The 20229-nt window shown below is 56.9% G+C and carries 21 protein-coding genes and 1 pseudogene; 12 read left to right on the top strand and 10 right to left on the bottom strand.

Translation table 11 applies throughout. The features are described 5' to 3' along the window. The first annotated feature begins 580 nt into the window (after positions 1 to 580). On the top strand, positions 581 to 1096 hold the full coding sequence (locus FUU19_RS05620) for a DUF2778 domain-containing protein (RefSeq protein WP_230490325.1): 516 nt from the start codon (positions 581 to 583) through the stop codon (positions 1094 to 1096). A 333-nt stretch (positions 1097 to 1429) separates the two neighbouring features. Here FUU19_RS05620 and FUU19_RS05615 read toward each other — a convergent pair whose 3' ends face one another. The 8 genes from FUU19_RS05615 to pyrC form a co-directional block, all read right to left on the bottom strand. Then, a complete protein-coding gene (locus FUU19_RS05615; protein WP_230490326.1) occupies positions 1430 to 2449 on the bottom strand; it encodes a zinc-dependent alcohol dehydrogenase family protein in 1020 nt (339 codons plus the stop codon). Between the two features lie 3 nt (positions 2450 to 2452). Further along, positions 2453 to 2569: a DUF2770 family protein gene (locus FUU19_RS05610; protein WP_004927822.1), complete on the bottom strand. Its 117-nt coding sequence runs from the start codon at positions 2567 to 2569 to the stop codon at positions 2453 to 2455. 122 nt (positions 2570 to 2691) lie between these two features. After that, positions 2692 to 3318: a response regulator transcription factor gene (locus tag FUU19_RS05605; protein ID WP_141969556.1), complete on the bottom strand. Its 627-nt coding sequence runs from the start codon at positions 3316 to 3318 to the stop codon at positions 2692 to 2694. Positions 3319 to 3534: 216 nt separating this feature from the next. Then, a complete protein-coding gene (solA, locus tag FUU19_RS05600; RefSeq protein ID WP_230490327.1) occupies positions 3535 to 4650 on the bottom strand; it encodes an N-methyl-L-tryptophan oxidase in 1116 nt (371 codons plus the stop codon). Between the two features lie 140 nt (positions 4651 to 4790). Then, positions 4791 to 5045, bottom strand: coding sequence for a biofilm formation regulator BssS (bssS, locus tag FUU19_RS05595; RefSeq protein WP_004927812.1), 255 nt, complete (start codon positions 5043 to 5045; stop codon positions 4791 to 4793). Between the two features lie 206 nt (positions 5046 to 5251). Then, positions 5252 to 5533, bottom strand: a complete 282-nt coding sequence (locus FUU19_RS05590) for a hypothetical protein (protein ID WP_141969552.1) — start codon at positions 5531 to 5533, stop codon at positions 5252 to 5254. Between the two features lie 130 nt (positions 5534 to 5663). Then, positions 5664 to 5903: a DNA damage-inducible protein I gene (gene dinI / locus FUU19_RS05585; RefSeq protein ID WP_033638037.1), complete on the bottom strand. Its 240-nt coding sequence runs from the start codon at positions 5901 to 5903 to the stop codon at positions 5664 to 5666. Between the two features lie 75 nt (positions 5904 to 5978). Next, positions 5979 to 7025, bottom strand: a complete 1047-nt coding sequence (gene pyrC, locus FUU19_RS05580) for a dihydroorotase (RefSeq protein WP_141969550.1) — start codon at positions 7023 to 7025, stop codon at positions 5979 to 5981. A 213-nt stretch (positions 7026 to 7238) separates the two neighbouring features. Between pyrC and FUU19_RS05575 the strand changes: the two genes are divergently transcribed. Beyond that, positions 7239 to 7526, top strand: a complete 288-nt coding sequence (locus FUU19_RS05575; protein ID WP_141972975.1) for a putative quinol monooxygenase — start codon at positions 7239 to 7241, stop codon at positions 7524 to 7526. A gap of 60 nt (positions 7527 to 7586) precedes the next feature. On the opposite strand, the gene rne is transcribed toward FUU19_RS05575, so the two are convergent. Next, the gene (gene rne / locus FUU19_RS05570; RefSeq protein WP_230490328.1) at positions 7587 to 10919 is read right to left on the bottom strand and encodes a ribonuclease E; all 3333 of its coding nucleotides are present in this window, start codon (positions 10917 to 10919) and stop codon (positions 7587 to 7589) included. Between the two features lie 552 nt (positions 10920 to 11471). Here rne and rluC point away from each other — a divergent pair. Continuing rightward, positions 11472 to 12431, top strand: a complete 960-nt coding sequence (gene rluC / locus FUU19_RS05565; RefSeq protein WP_230490329.1) for a 23S rRNA pseudouridine(955/2504/2580) synthase RluC — start codon at positions 11472 to 11474, stop codon at positions 12429 to 12431. 6 nt (positions 12432 to 12437) lie between these two features. Here the strand turns inward: rluC and FUU19_RS05560 are convergent, their stop codons facing one another. Continuing rightward, positions 12438 to 13019: a Maf family protein gene (locus FUU19_RS05560; RefSeq protein WP_141969544.1), complete on the bottom strand. Its 582-nt coding sequence runs from the start codon at positions 13017 to 13019 to the stop codon at positions 12438 to 12440. Positions 13020 to 13160: 141 nt separating this feature from the next. Between FUU19_RS05560 and yceD the strand changes: the two genes are divergently transcribed. The 9 genes and pseudogenes from yceD to pabC all read left to right on the top strand — a co-directional run bounded on the left by yceD (position 13161) and on the right by pabC (position 20224). Further along, on the top strand, positions 13161 to 13682 hold the full coding sequence (yceD, locus tag FUU19_RS05555; protein ID WP_004927780.1) for a 23S rRNA accumulation protein YceD: 522 nt from the start codon (positions 13161 to 13163) through the stop codon (positions 13680 to 13682). 16 nt (positions 13683 to 13698) lie between these two features. After that, positions 13699 to 13866, top strand: a complete 168-nt coding sequence (gene rpmF, locus FUU19_RS05550) for a 50S ribosomal protein L32 (protein ID WP_004927778.1) — start codon at positions 13699 to 13701, stop codon at positions 13864 to 13866. A gap of 11 nt (positions 13867 to 13877) precedes the next feature. Then, the gene (plsX, locus tag FUU19_RS05545; protein WP_141969542.1) at positions 13878 to 14912 is read left to right on the top strand and encodes a phosphate acyltransferase PlsX; all 1035 of its coding nucleotides are present in this window, start codon (positions 13878 to 13880) and stop codon (positions 14910 to 14912) included. A 6-nt stretch (positions 14913 to 14918) separates the two neighbouring features. Next, positions 14919 to 15872: a beta-ketoacyl-ACP synthase III gene (locus tag FUU19_RS05540; protein WP_060418432.1), complete on the top strand. Its 954-nt coding sequence runs from the start codon at positions 14919 to 14921 to the stop codon at positions 15870 to 15872. 18 nt (positions 15873 to 15890) lie between these two features. After that, positions 15891 to 16820: an ACP S-malonyltransferase gene (fabD, locus tag FUU19_RS05535; RefSeq protein WP_015377451.1), complete on the top strand. Its 930-nt coding sequence runs from the start codon at positions 15891 to 15893 to the stop codon at positions 16818 to 16820. Between the two features lie 11 nt (positions 16821 to 16831). After that, positions 16832 to 17566 (top strand): 3-oxoacyl-ACP reductase FabG, encoded by a 735-nt coding sequence (fabG, locus tag FUU19_RS05530; RefSeq protein WP_016928193.1) that lies wholly within the window; start codon positions 16832 to 16834, stop codon positions 17564 to 17566. Positions 17567 to 17720: 154 nt separating this feature from the next. Next, entirely contained in the window at positions 17721 to 17957 is a 237-nt protein-coding gene (acpP, locus tag FUU19_RS05525; RefSeq protein WP_004719003.1) for an acyl carrier protein, read from the top strand. Between the two features lie 82 nt (positions 17958 to 18039). After that, positions 18040 to 19281 carry a beta-ketoacyl-ACP synthase II gene (fabF, locus tag FUU19_RS05520; RefSeq protein ID WP_127146660.1) on the top strand — a complete coding sequence of 414 codons (1242 nt, stop codon included), beginning with the start codon at positions 18040 to 18042 and terminating at the stop codon, positions 19279 to 19281. A 143-nt stretch (positions 19282 to 19424) separates the two neighbouring features. Then, positions 19425 to 20224 (top strand): annotated as a pseudogene (pabC, locus tag FUU19_RS05515) (aminodeoxychorismate lyase). The last annotated feature ends 5 nt before the right edge of the window (positions 20225 to 20229 follow it).

Raw genomic sequence — 20229 nt, 5'->3', positions numbered from 1 at the left:
GCCACGTTGAGCCCAGAGTTGTTAATACGCTTTGAATAAGCCACCCAACGGTGGCTTAACGCTTAAACTGTTAGTGCAGACTGGGAACATTGACTAATCAGTAAAAAACTACAACCACTTAGACCACTTTACATAGGCGACACAAACAACGATAGCCCAGATGAGAGTGAGATAAAAACCAGAGTTTGGGAACACTGAAACGAAAATAACCCCGCCGATAATAATGAGTACGATAGGGATTAGGTAAGCGAACGAGTTACCCAGCCATTCAATCAACCACTTCATTTTGTGAGTACCTAAAGCTCAGAAAGGTTTTCTATTTTACTCCTGAAGACTATACGGGTAACAACAGTAATATCACCTCGGTAAATTAGCGATACCCAAGGGATTCGTAAATTTTATCTTTATCCATATTATTTTCAATATATATAGTGCGGTAGTGATTAATGACAGGAATTATGGGTGAGACAGCGAGTGAAATACTTTTGCGAGCACAGTGAGAACTGCTATACATACTAAGAAAAGAGGTAGAGTACATAAATGTACCAAGCATAAGGATATGCGCATGTTGATAATGAGGATGAGTTACAACGATCTTTCAAAAAACGGAGGAGAAGCGAAGCTCCACGTCTATGGGCTAGGTACTTTCCCCGTGTTTTCTGGTAGGCAGCCGTACACAAATGATCCCAACTGTACCTACATTGAGAACAGTGCAATACCTGTTGGTCGTTATTGGGTGGTTGACAGGCCGAGAGGTAGTCTAGCCAATCAAATTCGTTCGTGGGTGCTTGACCAGTACACAGGAAACGATCATAGCGACTGGTTAGCTCTGTTCAGTGCTCAAACAATGAGTGACAGCATGTTTGTAAATAAGATCGCACGTGGTAGTTTTAGATTGCATCCGCTCAGACCAGATGGCCGCGGTTATAGTGAAGGGTGCATTACGTATGTAAGTCGTCTGGATTTTTACAAGGTCCGTCGCTTCATCCTGGGAATGAAGCTGATTAGAGTTCCTGGGTCACGCAGTACTATGATGACCTATGGTTTTGTTGATGTGCAAGGGGAGAGCAAGTTTGAAAAATGCATCGTTCGTTAAGAATATAGTACTGTATATTGCATGTTTCATTACTGCTTTCTGTTTCTCACACTATGGGATGCCACTGTATAGCTTAACGTCACTCATCATAGATACCTCTCAACAACTCTTTGGCAGGTACCAAACAGGTTTCTATGAAATGGACGCAGATCCACTGACATTCAGTACGCTGATATTCACTGTGGCTTTCTATGCTTTGGTTCTATTCGGTTTGGTAAAGATGGCATTAAGACAATTCAGATAAATACAGAATGTCCGATGTGCTAACAAAAGTGCATCTCACCACTAATAAGTTTGCATTAACGGAAAAGGCGCGTTTTCCTCCATGGCATTTTATTTATTGGGGACCCCGTTGAATAAGGACTCTTCCACCGCAATCGTCTCCGATGCCGTCGGCGTAAGGAAGATTTTGCCGCTGACGCCGGGCTGGGCGGCGTGTTGCAGCGCCGCTGCGTACTGTTGTAAAGGGTAAATCGCGGCGGGTGGGCGCAGCGCCAGCTGGCCGCGCCGCAGCAGCTGGAATAGCTGATAAAACGCCGTTTGCCACTGCGCCGGCGCCGCCTGCGCATTCCATTTACGCAGGTGAAACAGCGAAGCGCGCAGCTTCAATTCGTCCACCACGCGCCGCCAGTCTACCTGGCAGCCGCTCAGCAGGCCCAGCGCCACAAAATCGCCGCCGGTGCGGACTGCTCGTGCCAGCTGCAATCCGTCTTCTCCGCCGATGCAGTCGATAGCGGCGCGGGCGCCAAAGTGGGTCATTTGCGCCAGCTGCGGCGCTTCGATAACGCGCCAGGCGCCGGCGGCCAGCAGCGCCGGGCGATGAGTGACGTTGCGCACCACCACTGCCAGACGAATACCACGCAGCGCCGTCATCTGTGCCAGCAGCAGGCTAACGGCGGAGCCACCGCCGTTGAGCAGCAGCACGTCGCCGGCGTTGAGCGGTAGCCATTGCGTCAGCAGCACCCAGCAGGTGAGCGGGTTGATATAGATTTGCGCCGCGCTGGCATCGTCGATGTCGTCCGGTACCCAGACCACCCGTTCCTCAGGCAGCGTGACGAAGGTTTGCCAGCTGCCGTCACCCGCTACCGCCAGCGCGCGTCGGCCGGTCGAGCGTCCGCTTTGCGGATCGACGATGACGCCTACGCCTTCATAGCCCGGCACCTGCGGCAGGGCGATGCGGTGCGCGTATTGGCCGTGAATCGGGATCAGGTCGGAAGGGTTGATCGGGGCATAGCGCATCTGCAGTAGCCGCCGGCCGGGGCGCAGCGGCGGCCGGCTCGTCTGCTGCAGCGTCAGCACCTGGGCGGGATCGCCGAAGCGGCTGAAGCTCAATCGGGGAAATGACGACGGCATGGGTTACATCACGAAGAAAAAATAGACATCCAGCGCCAGCAGCACCAGCCACAGACAAAGATACAGCACCAGGTGCTCACGCACGTTGTTGACGATAGCCGCCAGTATTCGGTTTAACATTTCAGCCGCCTGAAGAAAGAGACCTTTGATTATAGTCCTTTTCTCGGCACCTTTTATAGCGGGGTGCGCGTGAGCGCTGGAAGAGCGGCGATAAAAAAGCCTGCGTTATCGCAGGCTTGATGTTACACCGCCAGCAGCGCCAGCGGCGTCGAATTCGTTGGCGCGCTTGGCGGGTAGAAATAACGCAGCACGTTATACAGCGAGTAGAACTCCAGCCGGTTGCGCGCGTTGATCTTCTCCGTAATGTGACGCTTGTGCACATACACCGTATGCGAGCTGATCTGCAGCTTTTTCGCGATGCGGTAGTTGGGCATTTCCGCCATCCAATATTTCATCACCGTCAGTTCCTGCGGGCTGAACAGGGAACGCTCTTCGCCGTCATCGGCCAGCGCCAGCGGATTTTCGCGCAGCGTGCGCAAGGTGAGCGGCAGAATGCTTTTATTGAACAAAAAGGCGTTATCGGCGATGCGCATCGGCGTTTCGCTGTAAGGGTAAGGTGTATCGAGATAGATAAACAGCGAGGCAGACTGGCTGGCCTCCATAAATGCCAGCAGCTGCGCGTCTGCTTCGTTATAGCGGCACTGGTTGCTGAGGTTCACCAGAATATGGCTTGGCTGAAAGCTGGCCAACAGCGGCGTAGCGTGCTCAATGCTGTGGCAGCACTTGATCGTCGTAATCCCACTATCAGCAAAGTAGCTGGCTATACCGACCCGGGTGAAGCAGCATTCGTCCACGACAAGTAGTTTCATGGTGACGTCCTTGTTGAAAGCCGATGGAGCATATCTTCTGTAAAATAGGACTTACACTGCAAGTGTTCAATTCGGAAATTCAAATGCTGAATACAAGAAATTTCCGTTATCAGAAATTTTACTTGGTATTTAAAAGAGTTAGCAGGTTAATAAATTGTAACCGCCAAATTTCGCTGTCCAGGGCTCGACGGCAACCTGGACAGCGAAATCCTTCGCTTAGCTAAATCGTTTCAGACCAAAGCTGGCGACGTCGACCGGCGGCGCTTTGTCCTGCGCGAACAGCGCGGCAATCTCACCCAACGCGCTGGCGAACTTGAAGCCGTGGCCGCTCAATCCGCTGATGACCATCAGGCGATCGCACCCCGGCAGGGTATCGATAATAAAGTCTTCGTCGGGGCTCATGTCATAACTGCAAGCTTCGCCGTGTAAACATACGCCTACACCCGGCAAAAACTGCCGCAGGAAGGTGAAAACTTCGGTGCCGTCGCTGGCGTAGCTGCCGAAGGGTTTACGCTGCTCGGGGGCGTCCATCGGCTGGCCGCCGTCGTGTTTGCCCACTTTCAGGCCGTCGTTATCCGCCGGGAAGCCGTAATAGTGCGTGCCGTCTTGCGCCTCGACGGTAAAGGCCGGGAAGCGATTGTTCACGCTATAGCGGCCGTCTGCCTGATGCCAGGAGAAGACTTTGCGCAATGGTGCAACCGGCAACTGCGGCAACAGCGCTTTCACCCAGGTGCCGGCGGTGACCACCGCTTTTCGCGCCGTGAAACGCCCTTCGCCGGTGACGACTTCAACGCCGCCCTCGATGGGGTTCACCGCGCTGACCGGGCAGTTGAACAACTGGCTGCAGCCGGCCTCTTTCGCCAGCTTGATCAGAGTGGCTATCGCCAGCTCGGCACGCAGGAAGCCGGCGTCGGGCTCGAACACGCCGACATAACCTTCCGGGGCCTGGAATTCCGGCCAGCGTTGAGCGATCTGTTCGGCACTGAGGGTTTGCGCGTTCAGGCGGAATTTTTGCGCGCTCTGCTGAGCATTGCGAATGAAGTCGGAGTGCTGCGGCCCCAAATTGAGGACGCCGCACGACTGGAACAGTTCCTCGCCGGATTGTTGAATCAGCGCATTCCACAACGCCTGGGCGCGCAGCACCAGCGGCACGTACTTTTCACCTTCGCCGTAAGCGTGACGGATAATGCGGGTATCGCCGTGATGGCTGCCGTTGCGGTGCGGGGGAATGGCGCTGTCGATCATCAGCACTTTCAAGCCGGCCCGGGTAGCGTAATACCCTGCCGCTGCGCCGACGGAACCGCTGCCCACCACAATCAAATCATATTCCACGTGCCCACCCTCTCTGATAACGATTTCTTATCGCTCCATGATAAAAGGTTGGCGAGTGCAATGCACTGATTGAACGGCGAAAGGCAAAGAAAAAGGCGCCGGGAACGGTCGCGGCGCCTTAGGGGGTAGGGAACGATGAATCAATGTTTTCTGCGATCAAGATCCTGGTAATCCGTAGCTTCAATTTTGGCGATGCCGGCCTCTAAGATATTGATTAATTGACGGGCGACATCGGTGGTCAGCCAAAGCGTTCGGTCTACTTGGGCTTCTTCTGGCGTTTGGTCTAGTGAAGACAGGTAATGAAGGCGTATCATCATGGCGTCGTAAACGTCGACAGTACTGATATCCCAACCGACAAGCGGGTGCGTCTGAATTACTTCATCATTTCTGTCCATAAAGACCCCTTATTGAGTAGTAACTACCGTGAGTGACTAACGAGGATCAATGCGGCTCATCATCATGATGAGCAATTACAGTATACGCATCCGCCTCCATCGGTGGAGGGGGTTGTCACCTAAATTTGCAAAATAAATATTTATTTGAACAATTATTCTACAAATTTGTGTGTGGGCATGAGGATGAAGAGTGAGGCGCAGTGGCGTTATTCCGCGCCGCTGCTGGGAGGAGGCGAGCCGTGCAGGCATTTTTCCAACTCTTCGGCCAAGTGGGCGAAATGTTTCTGCGTTTCGGCGTCGCGGTTCTGGCTGTGTGATTCCAGCTTTAGGCTGTGGATCAGCCGTTGGTTGGCTTTGTCATCCAGGCTGAAGGCCAGATAAGAGAAAGCCACTTCCAATACGTTCAAGCGCCTTTTCTGATCGGCAATCAGTGCCAGCAGTTCGCCAAACGTCATCGCGTCTTCGGATTTCACCTTGTCCGGGGCCATGCTTACTCCTTTGCGTTAAATACAGCGCTGAGGCGGGTTTTGTTCCAGAGTAAGGGTAAGCGATGAATGGACAGGGCGCCAGAAACAAAAAAGCCGGAGAGCGACCCCCGGCAAAAACAGCATTGCAGTGTTATTCTGCGCTGAACCATTCGTCCGCGCTTTCCCAGGTTTCCTGAAGGATTTCCTCGATCAGGTCCCGGTCGGTTTTGGCGCCCCCCAGCACGGAGAGCCCGTTGGCGCCGGCATAACGTACGTGCACGACGGCGTCTGGAAACTGGCGATTGACCCGTTTGCCCAGTTCACCGGTCAGCGCCTCAATGGCGCCCGACGGCAGTGGCCGGGTTTTATCTATAGTGACTTCAACACGCATAATTGCCCCCGAAGCGATTTACTGTTTATTTATACAGTTAACCGAGTGCGGGGGCAAGAGGGCGAAGCAAAAATATCAGTCTTTCAGCGACCAGTTCAGGGTTTCACCGGCCAGGAAGGGGATCACGGATTCATTGCCCAGGGCGATCTCTTCCGGTTGGGTGGTCGGCACGCGCTGCAGCTCGATGAAGTCTTCGTTGAGCGGCAGGCCATAGAAGCGTGGGCCGTTGAGCGAGCAGAAGGCTTCAAAGTGCTCCAACGCGCCGAGTTGTTCGAACACGGCAGCGTAAGCCGGGATGGCATTCGGCGCGTTGAAGCAGCCGGCGCAGCCACAGCTGGATTCTTTGCGGTGCTTGAGATGCGGCGCGGAGTCGGTACCGAGGAAGAAACGATCCGAACCGCTGGCGACCGCCTGACGCAGCGCTTCCTGGTGGACATTGCGCTTGAGGATCGGCAGGCAGAACAAGTGTGGGCGAATGCCGCCCACCAGCATGTGGTTGCGGTTGAACATCAGGTGCTGTGGCGTGATGGTGGCGCCGAGGAAACGATTGCCTGCCTGCACATATTGCGCCGCTTCTTTGGTGGTGATGTGCTCGAAGACGATCTTCAGCTCTGGGAACTGGCGGCGGATAGGTTCCATGACCTGCTCGATAAAGCGCGCCTCGCGGTCGAAAATATCGACGGCAGGATCGGTCACTTCGCCGTGGATCAGCAGCGGCATACCGATTTTTTGCATCTGCTCGAACAGCGGATAAATGCCGGTCACGTCGCTGACGCCGTGGCTGGAGTTGGTCGTGGCGTTGGCCGGATACAGCTTGGCGGCGGTAAACACCCCTTGCTCGAAACCGCTGACCAGTTCGCTGGCCGCCAGAGAGTTGGTCAGGTAACAGGTCATCAGCGGAGTGAAGTTGTGGCCCTGCGGGACCGCCGCCAGAATGCGATCGCGGTAGGCGCGCGCGGCGGCCACGGTCGTTACGGGGGGAACCAGGTTCGGCATCACGATCGCCCGGCCAAATACCTGGCTGGTATAGGGCACCACCGTTTTCAGCATCTCGTCGTCACGCAGGTGGATATGCCAGTCGTCTGGGCGGCGGATTTTCAGAACTTGAGGTTGTGCGGTCATCTAGCTAGGCTCCGGCGGTCAAATACGTCTAATGAAAAGCGAATAATGGGTTTATTCACGCCGGGGTGTAAGGATAAGCGGAAAGTGCCTGAGATGCATCTGTTTGTTGGCGACAAGTTGAAATCAATAGGGCGGCGGGCGCATAGTGGCAGAGACTTCAACGATGCCGACGCCAATACCGTCGACCTTCATCAAGTAGAAAGGGAGAAAGCAATGGAAGTACGCGTTATCGCCACCCTGCAAGCGAAAGCGGGATTTGAGGCCGCAGTCAGTGAAGCGGTGCACGACATTATCGAGCCGAGCCGCCAGGAGCTGGGCAACCTGCAATATGATTTGCATCGCGATCTGGAAAAAACGGGCGTTTTTGTGTTCTTTGAGCGTTGGGCCAGCAGCGAGGCGCTGGACAAGCACAATGAGACGGCGCATTTTCAGCAGTTCGTCAGCCGGCTTGACGGCAAGTTGGACGTTCTGGACATCAAAAAACTGAAGAAGATCGCCTGAGCATTTTACAGGCAAGAAAAAACCCGCCGATGGCGGGTTTTTTTAGGGTTACAGATTAACTTATTCGTTAACCGGCTGCGGCTTGGTGGCCGGCGCGGTGGCCTGGCTTACCGCCGAATGGCCGCCGGCTGAGCCTTTGCCTTCAAAATTGAAGGAAGGGCGTTGCCAGTCGCTGTGTTTGCGCGCTTCCGGCTGGTAGGCCGGCGCAGGCGCTTTGGTCATCGGCGCAGTGGCGATGTGTTTGTACAGCACGTCCTGCACGGCTTTCACCGGTGCCGGCTGCTGAGCTACCACAGGCGCAGGTTCGGCGATTGGCGCTGGGGCTTTTTCGACCGGAGCGGCTTCTACGGTGGCTGCCGCAGGTGCGGCTTCTACCACTGGCGTTTCTTCCGCTGGCGTGGCTTCTACCGGTGCAGTTTCGACCACCGGTTCGTCTTCCGCTGGTGCAGGTTCAACCACTGGCTCTGCAGCTACGGTTTCAGCCACCGGCTCGGCTTCCACTGCCGGGGCAGTCTCTTCCGCTTTCGGCTCTTCAACTGCGGCAGGTGCCGGGGTTTCCTCTGCCGGGATAGCAACGACAGGCGCTACGGCTACAGCTTCTTCCGTTACGGTGACGGCTGCAGTTTCAACGGTGGCTTCTGGTGCCGGCTCGTTGACGTTGGCCGTGGTCTGAGTATCTTCCACGGCAACGCTGTGCTGTTCAACCGCTGCGGCGACAACCGGTGCCTGTTCTACGGCTTCGGTTTGCACTTCGGCCTCTTCAACCTGAGCAACCGGGTAGCTCACCCAGACTTTACCTGACGCCATTTCCGGCGAAGCGAACGCGCCCGCCAACGGCATTGGGGATTGCAGCGGGTAACGCTCATCGCGGTAACGACGGCGACGCTGGCCGCTGACGCGCAGGTGACGCGGTGAACGACGGGAACGACGCGGCATGCCTTCGCCGTTGCCGCGGCTTTCGCCCTGGGCATCGTCTTCCTGCTGTGCGGCAACGGTTTCCGGCAACAGCTTGACGCTATCGTCGGCGGTCGCTACCGGCGCTTTCGGCGCCAACAGCTCTTCCGCTGCACGCTGCAGCTCTTCTTCCGCAGACAGGATACGCACTTTCTGCGACAGAGGGCGGCGCTGACGGCGCTGCATGTTCTGCTGCTGGCGCTCTTCCTGCTCTTCGTCGGTACTCTCGACTGCGTCAACGCTTTCCAGCGCTTTCACTTCCTGCTGAGCCTGACGTTTCTCTTCCTGACGACGACGCTGGCGTTCAGCACGCTGCTCACGGCGTTGCTGCTGATCTTCGCGCGGCGCTTTAGCACCTTCTTCCGAAGCGGTTTCCTCCGCTACCGGCGCGTTCTGCTGCTGGTTGCGGCGGTTACGGCGCTGTTCATCGCGGGATTCACGCGATTCACGGCCTTCACGGTTCTCACGCGGTTCACGGTTATCGCGCTCGCGATTGTCACGGCCTTCACCGCGCTCTTTACGCTCGCCGCGTTCCGGGCGATCGCCACGGTCGCTACGCTCACCGCGCTCTTTACGGCCGGTGCCTTGACGGCGCTGACCGCGACGATCCTGACGACGGTTCTCACCGTTGCCTTCCGCCTTCGGCGTTTCGGCCGGTTTGGCTTCTTCGACGGCAGGTTGTTCTTCACCGGCGAACAAGTTCTTCAGACCACCGAACAGGCGGCCCAGGAAGCCCGGTTTAGCGGCGGCCGGCGCTGCGGCTTTAGCCTTGGCGGCTGCAGCGACAGGTTTGGCAACGGCGACGGGTTCTTCAGCCGGCGGCGGCACATCGGCGGACAGGGAGAAGGAAGCCAGGGCCGGTTGCTCCGGACGCTTGCGTTCCATCGGCGCATCTTCCAGCGGACGCTCCATGTCTTCTTCATGCAGCTTCGGCAGCAGGTAGCTGAGGGTAGAGGTTTCCTCGCCCTTGCGCACGCGCAGCACCGAGTAGTGCGGGGTTTGCATTTCATCGTTCGGCACGATGACGGCTTTCACGCCACCCTGACGTTTTTCGATCGCGCTGACGGATTCGCGCTTTTCGTTCAGCAGGTACGAAGCGACCTGAACCGGCACGATAGCGTGAACTTCTTTGGTGTTTTCCTTCAGCGCTTCTTCTTCGATCAGGCGCAGGATGGACAGCGCCAGCGATTCGTTGTCGCGGATGGTACCGGTGCCGTTACAGCGTGGGCACACGTGGTGGCTGGACTCACCCAGCGACGGGCTGAGGCGCTGGCGTGACATTTCCAGCAGGCCGAAGCGGGAGATGCGGCCGATTTGGATGCGCGCGCGGTCTTGACGCACGGCGTCGCGCAAGCGGTTTTCCACTTCGCGCTGGTGGCGTACCGGCGTCATGTCGATGAAGTCGATGACGATCAGGCCGCCGAGGTCGCGCAGGCGCAGCTGGCGAGCGATCTCGTCCGCCGCTTCCAGGTTGGTGTTGAACGCCGTCTCTTCGATGTCGCCACCACGGGTTGCGCGTGCGGAGTTGATGTCGATGGCGGTCAGCGCTTCGGTGCTGTCGATGACGATCGAGCCGCCGGACGGCAGGCGCACTTCGCGCTGGAAGGCGGATTCGATCTGCGATTCGATCTGGTAGTGGCTGAACAGAGGGATTTCACCGCTGTACAGTTTGATTTTGCTGCTGAAATCCGGGCGGCCCAGCGCAGCGATGTGCTCTTTGGCCAGATCGAGAATTTTCGGGTTGTCGATCAGGATTTCGCCGATGTCCGGGCGCAGGTAATCGCGGAAGGCGCGCACGATAACGTTGCTTTCCTGGTGGATCAGGAATGGTGCAGGGCGGCCTTCGGCGGCTTTTTTAATCGCTTCCCAGTGCTTCAGACGGAAGGAGAGATCCCACTGCAGCGCATCGGCGGATTTGCCTACGCCCGCGGTGCGAACGATCAGGCCCATGCCATCCGGCAGTTGCAGCGAAGAGAGCGCTTCTTTCAGCTCGGTGCGATCGTCACCCTCGATGCGGCGAGAAATACCGCCGGCACGTGGGTTGTTCGGCATCAGCACCAGATAGCTGCCCGCCAGGCTGATGAAGGTGGTCAAGGCAGCGCCTTTGTTGCCACGTTCTTCTTTGTCTACCTGAACGATGACTTCCTGGCCTTCGCGCAGCACATCTTTGATGTTCGGGCGGCCATGGGAAGAGTAATTGCTAGGGAAGTATTCGCGGGCGATTTCTTTAAGAGGGAGAAAACCATGTCGTTCTGCGCCGTAGTCCACGAACGCTGCTTCAAGACTTGGCTCAATGCGGGTGATTTTGCCTTTGTAAATATTCGCTTTTTTCTGCTCATGACCCGGACTTTCGATATCCAAATCATACAGCCGCTGTCCATCTACGAGGGCAACACGCAACTCTTCCTGCTGAGTTGCGTTAATCAACATTCTTTTCATCTTAACTTACTCGTTATTTTTACATTATCGACAAAGCTGCGGGCAAAATAACCTCATGGCCGGAGTTAAACCGAAAGCCCCGTGTCTTCTCGCAAAGCCGTCAACCTCACGGTTGTCGCCTGCATAGGGGCGCATTATCTCGGTAAGCCTGCTTTTCTTTGTGAAAGACAGCACTTTTACTAGGGGAATAGCCTCTGATTTACGTCGACAGATCTGATTCCATTTGCCGGCCAAGCTGCAACCCGCAGCCCGCTAATTGTTTGATTTCGCATTACGTCTTACGCCATTGCTGCGTTTTTGCGCGATCAGACAAATTTTATAATTCCACCGTTTTCCCTGTTTAACGAGAATCAACGCGGAAAGTGACTGCATTATTCCACTGCTGATGCCGTTATAGCAAGGTGACTTTTCCTTAACTGCGGAAGAAATCGCAAACGTTCAAATCGGCTTGCTGCCTTATTGTCCGCTGGGGTTTCGTCCGCCGTCAGAGAGACAGTTAAGCACAGAAAAAGATGTGGCGCTATTCACGCGCTCTATTTAGAATCCCGCACCATGAAAACGAACAATCCAGCAGTACAATTCATCACGATTTCCGACGACGAAGCCGGTCAGAGAATCGACAACTTTCTGCTCGCTCGCCTGAAAGGCGTGCCGAAGAGCATGATTTATCGCATCGTGCGTAAAGGCGAGGTGCGGGTCAATAAAGGGCGCATCAAGGTCGAGTACAAATTGGCGGCCGGCGACGTGGTGCGCGTACCGCCGGTGCGCGTAGCCGAGCGCGAAGAGGCGCCGGTGTCGGCGAAGCTGGATAAAGTGGCCGCGCTGGCCGACTGCATTCTGTATGAAGACGACCACCTGCTGATCCTCAACAAACCTTCCGGCACCGCGGTGCACGGCGGCAGCGGTCTGAGCTTCGGCGTGATTGAAGGGCTGCGGGCGCTGCGCCCGGAAGCCCGCTTCCTGGAACTGGTGCATCGTCTGGATCGCGACACCTCCGGCGTGCTGCTGGTCGCCAAAAAGCGTTCCGCGCTGCGTTCGCTGCATGAGCAACTGCGGCTGAAAGGCATGCAGAAGGATTATCTGGCGCTGGTGCGCGGCCAGTGGCAGTCTCACTGCAAGGCCGTCCAGGCGCCGCTGTTGAAAAACATTCTGCAAAGCGGCGAACGTATCGTACGTGCCAATAGCGAAGGCAAGCCCTCGGAAACCCGCTTCAAGGTGGAAGAGCGTTACGAATTCGCTACCTTGGTGAAGGCCAGCCCGATCACCGGGCGTACTCACCAGATTCGCGTGCACACTCTGCACGCCGGGCACCCGATCGCTTTTGACGATCGCTATGGCGACCGCGAGTTCGATCGTCAGCTGGCGGGTACCGGCCTGAAGCGGCTGTTCCTGCACGCCGCGGCGCTGCGCTTCGAGCATCCGGCCACCGGCGAAACGATGCGTATCGAAGCGCCGATGGATGAAGAACTGCGTCACTGCCTGCAGGTGCTGCGCCGTCAGGCGACCAAATAATTCGTGTCAGACCAGCGGGTTGATGCCTTCAGCCCGCAACATCGCCAACAGCGCGATCAACGGCAGGCCGATCAGGGCGTTCGGGTCCCGGCCTTCCAGCCTGTCGAACAGCGCGATCCCCAATCCCTCGCTCTTGAAACTGCCTGCGCAGTTCAGCGGTTGCTCCAGACGGACATAGGCGGCGATCTCTGCTTCGCTCAGCGCGCGAAAATGCACGTGGAACGGCTCGCACAGGGCCTGCAGCTGCTTGCTGCGGCTGTTGTACAGCGCCAGGCCGGTATAGAAGGTCACGGCCTGGCCGCTGGCCTGGCGCAGCTGCGCCCGGGCGTTCACCTCGGTATGGGGCTTGCCGGTGATGCTGCCATCGATCACGCAGACCTGATCGGAACCGATAATCAGATGCTCGGGATAGGCGAGGGCCAGCGCCTGAGCCTTCGCTGCCGCCAGGCGCAGCACCAGCGCTTCGGCGCTTTCATCCGGCAGTGGGGTTTCATCCACCTGCGGCGCGGCGCAGTCGAAGGGCAGCTGCAGCTTCTCCAGCAGCATTTTTCGATAGGGGGAGGTGGAGGCTAAAAGCAATCTCTGCATAATTTTTTTCGCAAACCGTAGCGTAAATGGGTACGGCATTTTAAACTGTCGGCCGCTGTGGAAGCGAATATTGGTGAAAGGAGCCGTTTTACGGCCTTTTTCTTTGACTCTATGTCGTTACAAAGTTAATATGCGCGCCCTATGCAAAAGGTAAAATTACCCTTGACCATTGATGCGGTACGTACCGCTCAGAAACGCCTGGACTATGCTGGTGTCTATGCGCCTGAGCAGGTTACTCGTGTTGCCGACTCCGTGGTCAGTGTGGACAGTGATGTCGAGGTGTCGTTGTCGTTTAATATCGACAATCAGCGCCTCGCGGTGATAACAGGGCATGCGGACGTCACGGTAACGTTGATGTGCCAACGCTGTGGAGTCCCGTTCGAACATCAGGTTCACACAACATATTGTTTTAGCCCGGTCGTCAATGATGAGCAGGCTGAGGCATTACCGGAAGCGTACGAACCGATCGAAGTTGACGAGTTTGGCGAAGTCGATCTGTTGGCAATGATTGAAGATGAAATTATTCTTTCACTGCCTGTCGTTCCGGTACATGAATCTGAACACTGTGAAGTGTCCGAAGCGGACATGGTATTTGGCCAACTGCCTCCTGAGGCGGAGAAACCGAATCCGTTTGCCGTATTAGCCAGTTTAAAGCGTAAGTAATTGAGGAGTAAGGTCCATGGCCGTACAACAGAATAAACCAACCCGTTCCAAGCGTGGCATGCGTCGTTCTCACGATGCTCTGACCACGACTACTCTGTCTGTAGACAAAGTATCCGGTGAAACTCACCGTCGTCACCACATCACTGCCGACGGTTTCTACCGCGGTCGCAAGGTTATCGGCTAAGTAGCGATACCTTGACTCGTCTAACCCTGGCGTTAGATGCAATGGGCGGGGACTTCGGTCCCTGCGTCACAGTGCCTGCTTCGTTGCAGGCACTGGCCTCTAATTTACAGCTTCATCTCCTGCTGGTCGGCAATCCCGACGTCATCTCCCCTTTGCTTGCCCACGCCGATCCGGTTCTTCTGGAGCGTCTGCAAGTCGTGCCCGCCGAGTCTGTGATTGCCGGCGACGCCAAACCTTCACAAGCGATACGCGCCAGCCGCGGCACGTCGATGCGCATTGCGCTCGAACAGCTCAGCAGCGGCAATGCGCAGGGCTGCGTCAGCGCCGGTAATACCGGTGCACTGATGGGATTGGCGAAGCTGTTGGTCAAGCCGCTTGACGGCATCGAGCGCCCGGCGCTGATGACGGCGATCCCGAATCAGCAACGCAGTAAAACCGTGGTGCTGGATCTGGGCGCCAACGTCGAGTGCGACAGCACCATGCTGGTGCAGTTTGCCGTGATGGGCGCAGTGATGGCGGAAGAGGTGATCGGCATTACCCAACCGCGGGTGGCGCTGCTGAATATTGGCGAAGAAGAGACCAAAGGCCTGGATAATATCCGCGAAGCGGCCGCTGTGCTAAAAAATACTCCGGCAATCAACTATATTGGTTACCTGGAAGGAAACGAACTGCTCACCGGCAAGACCGACGTTTTGGTCTGCGATGGCTTCGTGGGCAACGTCACCCTGAAAACCATGGAAGGGGTGGTCAGGGTATTCTTATCGCTGCTGAAATCGTCCGGCGACGGAAACAAGCAAGCGTGGTGGCTGAAATTGTTGGGCCGTTGGTTGCAAAAACGGGTGGTTAAGCGGTTCGGCCACCTGAACCCCGACCAGTATAATGGCGCATGTCTGTTAGGATTGCGCAGCACCGTAGTCAAGAGCCACGGCGCTGCGAACCCTCACGCGTTTGCAGTCGCAATCGAACAGGCTGTGCAGGCGGTGCAGCGGCAAGTCCCGGAAAGGATTGCTGCGCGCCTTGAGGCTGTATTACCTAAGAGTGACTGATCGTACATGTATACAAAGATTCTCGGTACGGGGAGTTATTTGCCCGTACAAGTGCGCACCAATGCTGATTTGGAAAAAATGGTGGATACCTCTGACGAGTGGATCGTCACGCGTACCGGTATCCGCGAACGTCGCATCGCCGCTGCGGATGAAACCGTTGCGACGATGAGCTTCCAGGCCGCCGAGAAAGCGCTGGAAATGGCAGGTGTGGCTAAAGAAGACATTGGGCTGATCGTCGTGGCGACCACCACGACCACTCACGCGTTCCCGAGCGCAGCGTGCCTGGTGCAGCAAATGCTGGGCATCAAAGACTGCGCGGCGTTCGATCTGGCTGCGGCCTGTGCCGGCTTCACTTACGCGCTCAGCGTGGCCGATCAGTACGTGAAAAACGGCGCGGTCAAACATGCGCTGGTTATCGGCGCGGACGTCTTGTCGCGCACGCTGGATCCTGAAGATCGCGGCACCATCATTCTGTTTGGCGATGGCGCAGGGGCGGTGGTGCTGGGGGCTTCTGAAGCGCCGGGCATTCTGTCTACCCATCTGCACGCCGACGGCAGCTACGGCAACCTGCTGACGTTGCCGTACAAGGATCGTCAGAATCAAGACAAGCCGGCCTATGTCACCATGGCGGGCAACGAAGTCTTCAAGGTTGCGGTCACCGAACTGGCGCGCATCGTCGACGAGACGCTGCAGGCCAACAACCTGGACCGCAGCGAGCTGGATTGGCTGGTGCCGCACCAGGCCAACCTGCGCATCATCAGCGCAACGGCGAAAAAACTGGGCATGGGGATGGACAAAGTGGTGGTGACGCTCGATCGTCACGGCAACACGTCTGCCGCCTCGGTGCCTTCCGCACTGGATGAAGCGGTGCGTGACGGGCGAATTCAGCGTGGCCAACTGGTGCTGCTGGAAGCCTTTGGCGGCGGCTTTACCTGGGGCTCGGCGCTGGTTCGTTTCTGATTTGGACAGGAAGAAAAAATGACGCAATTTGCTTTTGTTTTCCCGGGCCAGGGGTCGCAGACCGTTGGCATGCTGGCCGAGTTGGCCGCACAGTTCCCGATCGTCGAAGAAACCTTCGGCGAGGCTTCTTCCGCCCTGGGTTACGACCTGTGGCAGCTGGTGCAGCAAGGCCCGGCGGAAGAACTGAACAAAACCTGGCAGACCCAACCGGCTCTGCTGGCTGCCTCGGTGGCGATTTTCCGCGTTTGGCAGCAGCAGGGCGGTAAAGCGCCTGCGCTGATGGCGGGTCACAGCCTGGGCGAATACTCGGCGCTGGTCTGCGCCGGCGTGCTGGACTTCAAGGCGGCAATCCGTCTGGTCGAGCTGCGCGGCAAGCTGATGCAGGAAGCGGTGCCGGAAGGCACCGGCGCTATGTACGCCATCATCGGTCTGGACAACGACGCGATCGCCAAGGCGTGTGAAGAGTCTGCGCAAGGGCAGGTGGTTTCTCCGGTCAACTTCAACTCGCCGGGCCAGGTGGTCATCGCCGGCAACAAAGAAGCGGTTGAGCGCGCAGGCGCCGCCTGTAAAGCCGCCGGCGCCAAACGTGCCTTGCCGCTGCCGGTGAGCGTGCCTTCGCACTGCGCGCTGATGAAGCCGGCCGCCGACAAGCTGGCCGTGGCGCTGCAGGACATCACCTTCAACGCGCCTCAGGTACCGGTGGTGAACAACGTCGACGTGCGCACCGAAAACGATCCGGAAGCGATCCGCAGCGCGCTGGTACGTCAGCTGTACAGCCCGGTGCGTTGGACCGAAAGCGTAGAGTTTATCGCAGCACAGGGCGTGACGTCGCTGCTGGAAGTGGGGCCGGGCAAAGTGCTGACCGGTCTGACTAAACGTATTGTTGACACCCTGACGGCTGCGGCGGTGAACGACACCGCCAGCCTGTCGGCGGCGCTTGAACAATAAAGAGGAAAATGATGAGCTTCGAAGGTAAAATCGTTCTGGTCACCGGCGCAAGCCGCGGTATTGGCCGAGCTATTGCAGAAACGTTTGTGGCACGCGGCGCCAAAGTGATCGGTACCGCGACCAGCGAGAGCGGCGCTGAAGCGATCAGCAGCTACCTGGGCGCAAACGGCAAAGGGTTTATGTTGAACGTTGTTGATGCGCAATCTATCGACAGCGTGCTGGCATCGATTCGCGCCGAATTTGGCGAAATCGACATTTTAGTGAATAATGCCGGCATCACGCGTGATAACCTGCTGATGCGTATGAAGGATGACGAGTGGGAGGATATCCTCGACACCAACCTGACTTCCGTATTCCGCCTGTCAAAAGCGGTAATGCGCGCTATGATGAAAAAGCGGTTTGGCCGTATCATCACCATCGGTTCCGTTGTCGGCACCATGGGGAACGCAGGGCAGGCGAACTACGCGGCGGCTAAAGCCGGCCTGATTGGTTTTAGCAAATCTTTGGCACGTGAAGTTGCTTCACGTGGCATTACGGTCAACGTCGTGGCACCTGGCTTTATTGAGACGGACATGACACGGGCGTTGACAGATGATCAACGCGCAGGCATTTTGTCATCAGTTCCAGCCAACCGGCTGGGCGATGCTAAAGAAATCGCCAGCGCTGTTGCATTTTTGGCCTCTGATGAGGCCGGCTACATCACCGGTGAAACGTTACATGTCAATGGCGGCATGTACATGATTTAAAAAATGTGAAAACCATTTGCGTTATTTGAGGCAAAAACCGCAAAATAGCGTAAAATCGTGGTTTGACCAGCCGGGATTTAGTTGCATCTTTTTCAGCATTTTATACACTACGAAAACCATCGCGAAAGCGAGTTTTGATAGGAAATTTAAGAGTATGAGCACTATCGAAGAACGCGTTAAGAAAATCATTGTTGAGCAACTGGGTGTTAAACAGGAAGAAGTTTTGAACAACGCTTCTTTCGTTGAAGATCTGGGCGCTGATTCTCTTGACACCGTTGAGCTGGTAATGGCACTGGAAGAAGAATTCGACACCGAGATTCCAGACGAAGAAGCTGAGAAGATCACTACTGTTCAGGCAGCTATTGATTTCATCAACGCTAGCCAGCAGTAAGAGAACATATCTAGGCGGTCGTTCGACCGCCTAAGTTTTTTCTATCCCTAGTGTCATATTTTTCCCTCCCTGGAGGACAAACGTGTCTAAGCGTCGAGTAGTTGTGACCGGACTGGGCATGTTGTCTCCTGTCGGCAATACGGTAGAGTCCACGTGGAACGCTCTTCTTGCCGGTCAGAGTGGCATCAGCCTGATCGACCATTTCGATACCACTGCCTATGCGACCAAGTTTGCTGGCCTGGTAAAGAATTTTAATTCTGAGGATTTCATCTCTCGCAAAGATGCGCGCAAGATGGATGCCTTTATCCAGTACGGTATCGCTGCCGGCATGCAAGCCATGCAGGATGCAGGTCTGGACATCACCGAGGCTAACGCCAGCCGTATTGGAGCCGCGATCGGTTCCGGCATCGGCGGCCTGGGTTTGATCGAAGAAAACCACAGTTCACTGGTTAACGGTGGCCCACGGAAAATCAGTCCGTTCTTCGTGCCCTCCACCATCGTGAATATGATTGCAGGCCACCTGACAATCATGTACGGCATGCGTGGCCCAAGCATTTCCATCGCCACCGCCTGTACTTCAGGTGTGCACAACATCGGCCATGCGGCGCGTATCATTGCTTACAATGATGCTGACGTGATGCTGGCCGGTGGGGCAGAGAAAGCCAGCACCCCATTGGGCGTCGGCGGCTTTGGCGCAGCGCGTGCCCTGTCCACCCGTAATGAGAACCCGCAGGCGGCGAGCCGTCCGTGGGATAAAGACCGCGACGGCTTCGTGCTGGGCGATGGCGCCGGCATGATGGTGCTGGAAGAGTACGAACACGCGAAAAAACGCGGCGCGAAAATCTATGCCGAAGTGGTTGGCTTTGGGATGAGCAGCGACGCTTATCACATGACGTCACCACCGGAAAACGGCGCAGGCGCTGCGCTGGCGATGGAAAATGCCTTGCTTGATGCCGGTGTGACCCCGTCACAAATCGGTTACATCAACGCACACGGCACGTCTACGCCGGCGGGCGACCAGGCGGAAGCGCAGGCGGTAAAATCCGTCTTCGGCGCTGATGCCCAGCGCGTGCTGGTGAGCTCGACCAAATCGATGACCGGCCACCTGTTGGGTGCGGCGGGCGCGATCGAGTCTATCTTCACCGTGCTGGCGCTGCGCGATCAGGCGGTACCGCCAACCATCAACCTGGATAACCCGGATGAAGGTTGCGATCTGGACTTCGTGCCTCACGAAGCACGCCAGGTCAGCGATATGGAGTACACCTTGTGTAACTCCTTCGGCTTCGGCGGCACCAACGGCTCGCTGATCTTCCGCCGAGTGTAACTCGCGCGGTTGTTCGCTGATGAAAGCCCGGTTTTTAACCGGGCTTTTTTACGCCTATCGTTTGGGGCCCAACAGGGCTGCGTATTGCCTCGTCGCCTGCTATTCTGCGAGCGTAATGAAATCACCCGGCAACAGGAGGAAGCATGTACTGGATTAACGGACAACGCGCCACGATGCGCTGGCGCCGAGCGATCGTGGCCTGCAGTTCGGCGATGGCTGCTTTACTACCGCCCGGGTTGTCGATGGCAAAATCGAGCTGCTGCCCTGGCATCTGGAGCGGCTGCAGCAAGCGGCACAGCGGCTGATGCTGCCTGCCACCGATTGGCGGGCTTTCGAGCGGGAGATGGCGCTGGCGGCCGAATCAATTCCGCTCGGCGTGGTCAAAGCGATACTGACGCGCGGCAGCGGCGGGCGGGGCTACAGCCCGACGGGATGCGAAAACCCGACGCGCATCGTTGCCCGCAGCAGCTACCCTGCGCACTATTTGCAGTGGCGCGAGCAGGGCATCACGCTTGCGCTCAGCCCGGTGGCGCTGGCGCGTAATCCGCTGCTGGCGGGGTTGAAGCATTTGAACCGCCTGGAGCAGGTGCTGATCCGCGCGCATCTTGACCAGACGGCCGCCGACGAGGCGCTGGTGCTTGACACTGCCGGTATGCTGGTGGAATGCTGTGCGGCTAATTTGTTCTGGCGTAAGGGAAAAGCGGTGTTTACCCCGGATCTGAGCCAGGCAGGCGTCGCGGGCCTGATGCGGCGGCGGGTGATCGCGCTGCTGGCGGGCTCGGAATACCGTCTGCACTGCGTCAGTGAACCGCTGGAGACGCTGGCCGATGCCGACGAAGTGCTGGTGAGCAATGCGCTGATGCCGCTGCTGCCGGTAAACGCTGCGCAATCATGGCGTTATGCTTCGCGCCAGCTGTATGATTTTTTGCGTCCACACTGTTAACCATG

Origin of the sequence: Serratia montpellierensis, from assembly GCF_020858655.1 — a bacterium.
In the GTDB taxonomy this organism is placed as follows: domain Bacteria; phylum Pseudomonadota; class Gammaproteobacteria; order Enterobacterales; family Enterobacteriaceae; genus Serratia; species Serratia montpellierensis.
This window is presented reverse-complemented; position numbering and strand designations above follow the sequence as displayed.

Coding starts and splice junctions, on each gene's coding strand:
- FUU19_RS05620 (WP_230490325.1), top strand. CDS start 581: ATGAGTTACAACGATCTTTCAAAAAACGGAGGAGAAGCGAAGCTCCAC.
- FUU19_RS05615 (WP_230490326.1), bottom strand. CDS start 2,449: ATGCCGTCGTCATTTCCCCGATTGAGCTTCAGCCGCTTCGGCGATCCC.
- FUU19_RS05610 (WP_004927822.1), bottom strand. CDS start 2,569: ATGTTAAACCGAATACTGGCGGCTATCGTCAACAACGTGCGTGAGCAC.
- FUU19_RS05605 (WP_141969556.1), bottom strand. CDS start 3,318: ATGAAACTACTTGTCGTGGACGAATGCTGCTTCACCCGGGTCGGTATA.
- bssS (WP_004927812.1), bottom strand. CDS start 5,045: ATGGACAGAAATGATGAAGTAATTCAGACGCACCCGCTTGTCGGTTGG.
- FUU19_RS05590 (WP_141969552.1), bottom strand. CDS start 5,533: ATGGCCCCGGACAAGGTGAAATCCGAAGACGCGATGACGTTTGGCGAA.
- dinI (WP_033638037.1), bottom strand. CDS start 5,903: ATGCGTGTTGAAGTCACTATAGATAAAACCCGGCCACTGCCGTCGGGC.
- pyrC (WP_141969550.1), bottom strand. CDS start 7,025: ATGACCGCACAACCTCAAGTTCTGAAAATCCGCCGCCCAGACGACTGG.
- FUU19_RS05575 (WP_141972975.1), top strand. CDS start 7,239: ATGGAAGTACGCGTTATCGCCACCCTGCAAGCGAAAGCGGGATTTGAG.
- rne (WP_230490328.1), bottom strand. CDS start 10,919: ATGAAAAGAATGTTGATTAACGCAACTCAGCAGGAAGAGTTGCGTGTT.
- rluC (WP_230490329.1), top strand. CDS start 11,472: ATGAAAACGAACAATCCAGCAGTACAATTCATCACGATTTCCGACGAC.
- FUU19_RS05560 (WP_141969544.1), bottom strand. CDS start 13,019: ATGCAGAGATTGCTTTTAGCCTCCACCTCCCCCTATCGAAAAATGCTG.
- yceD (WP_004927780.1), top strand. CDS start 13,161: ATGCAAAAGGTAAAATTACCCTTGACCATTGATGCGGTACGTACCGCT.
- rpmF (WP_004927778.1), top strand. CDS start 13,699: ATGGCCGTACAACAGAATAAACCAACCCGTTCCAAGCGTGGCATGCGT.
- FUU19_RS05540 (WP_060418432.1), top strand. CDS start 14,919: ATGTATACAAAGATTCTCGGTACGGGGAGTTATTTGCCCGTACAAGTG.
- fabD (WP_015377451.1), top strand. CDS start 15,891: ATGACGCAATTTGCTTTTGTTTTCCCGGGCCAGGGGTCGCAGACCGTT.
- fabG (WP_016928193.1), top strand. CDS start 16,832: ATGAGCTTCGAAGGTAAAATCGTTCTGGTCACCGGCGCAAGCCGCGGT.
- acpP (WP_004719003.1), top strand. CDS start 17,721: ATGAGCACTATCGAAGAACGCGTTAAGAAAATCATTGTTGAGCAACTG.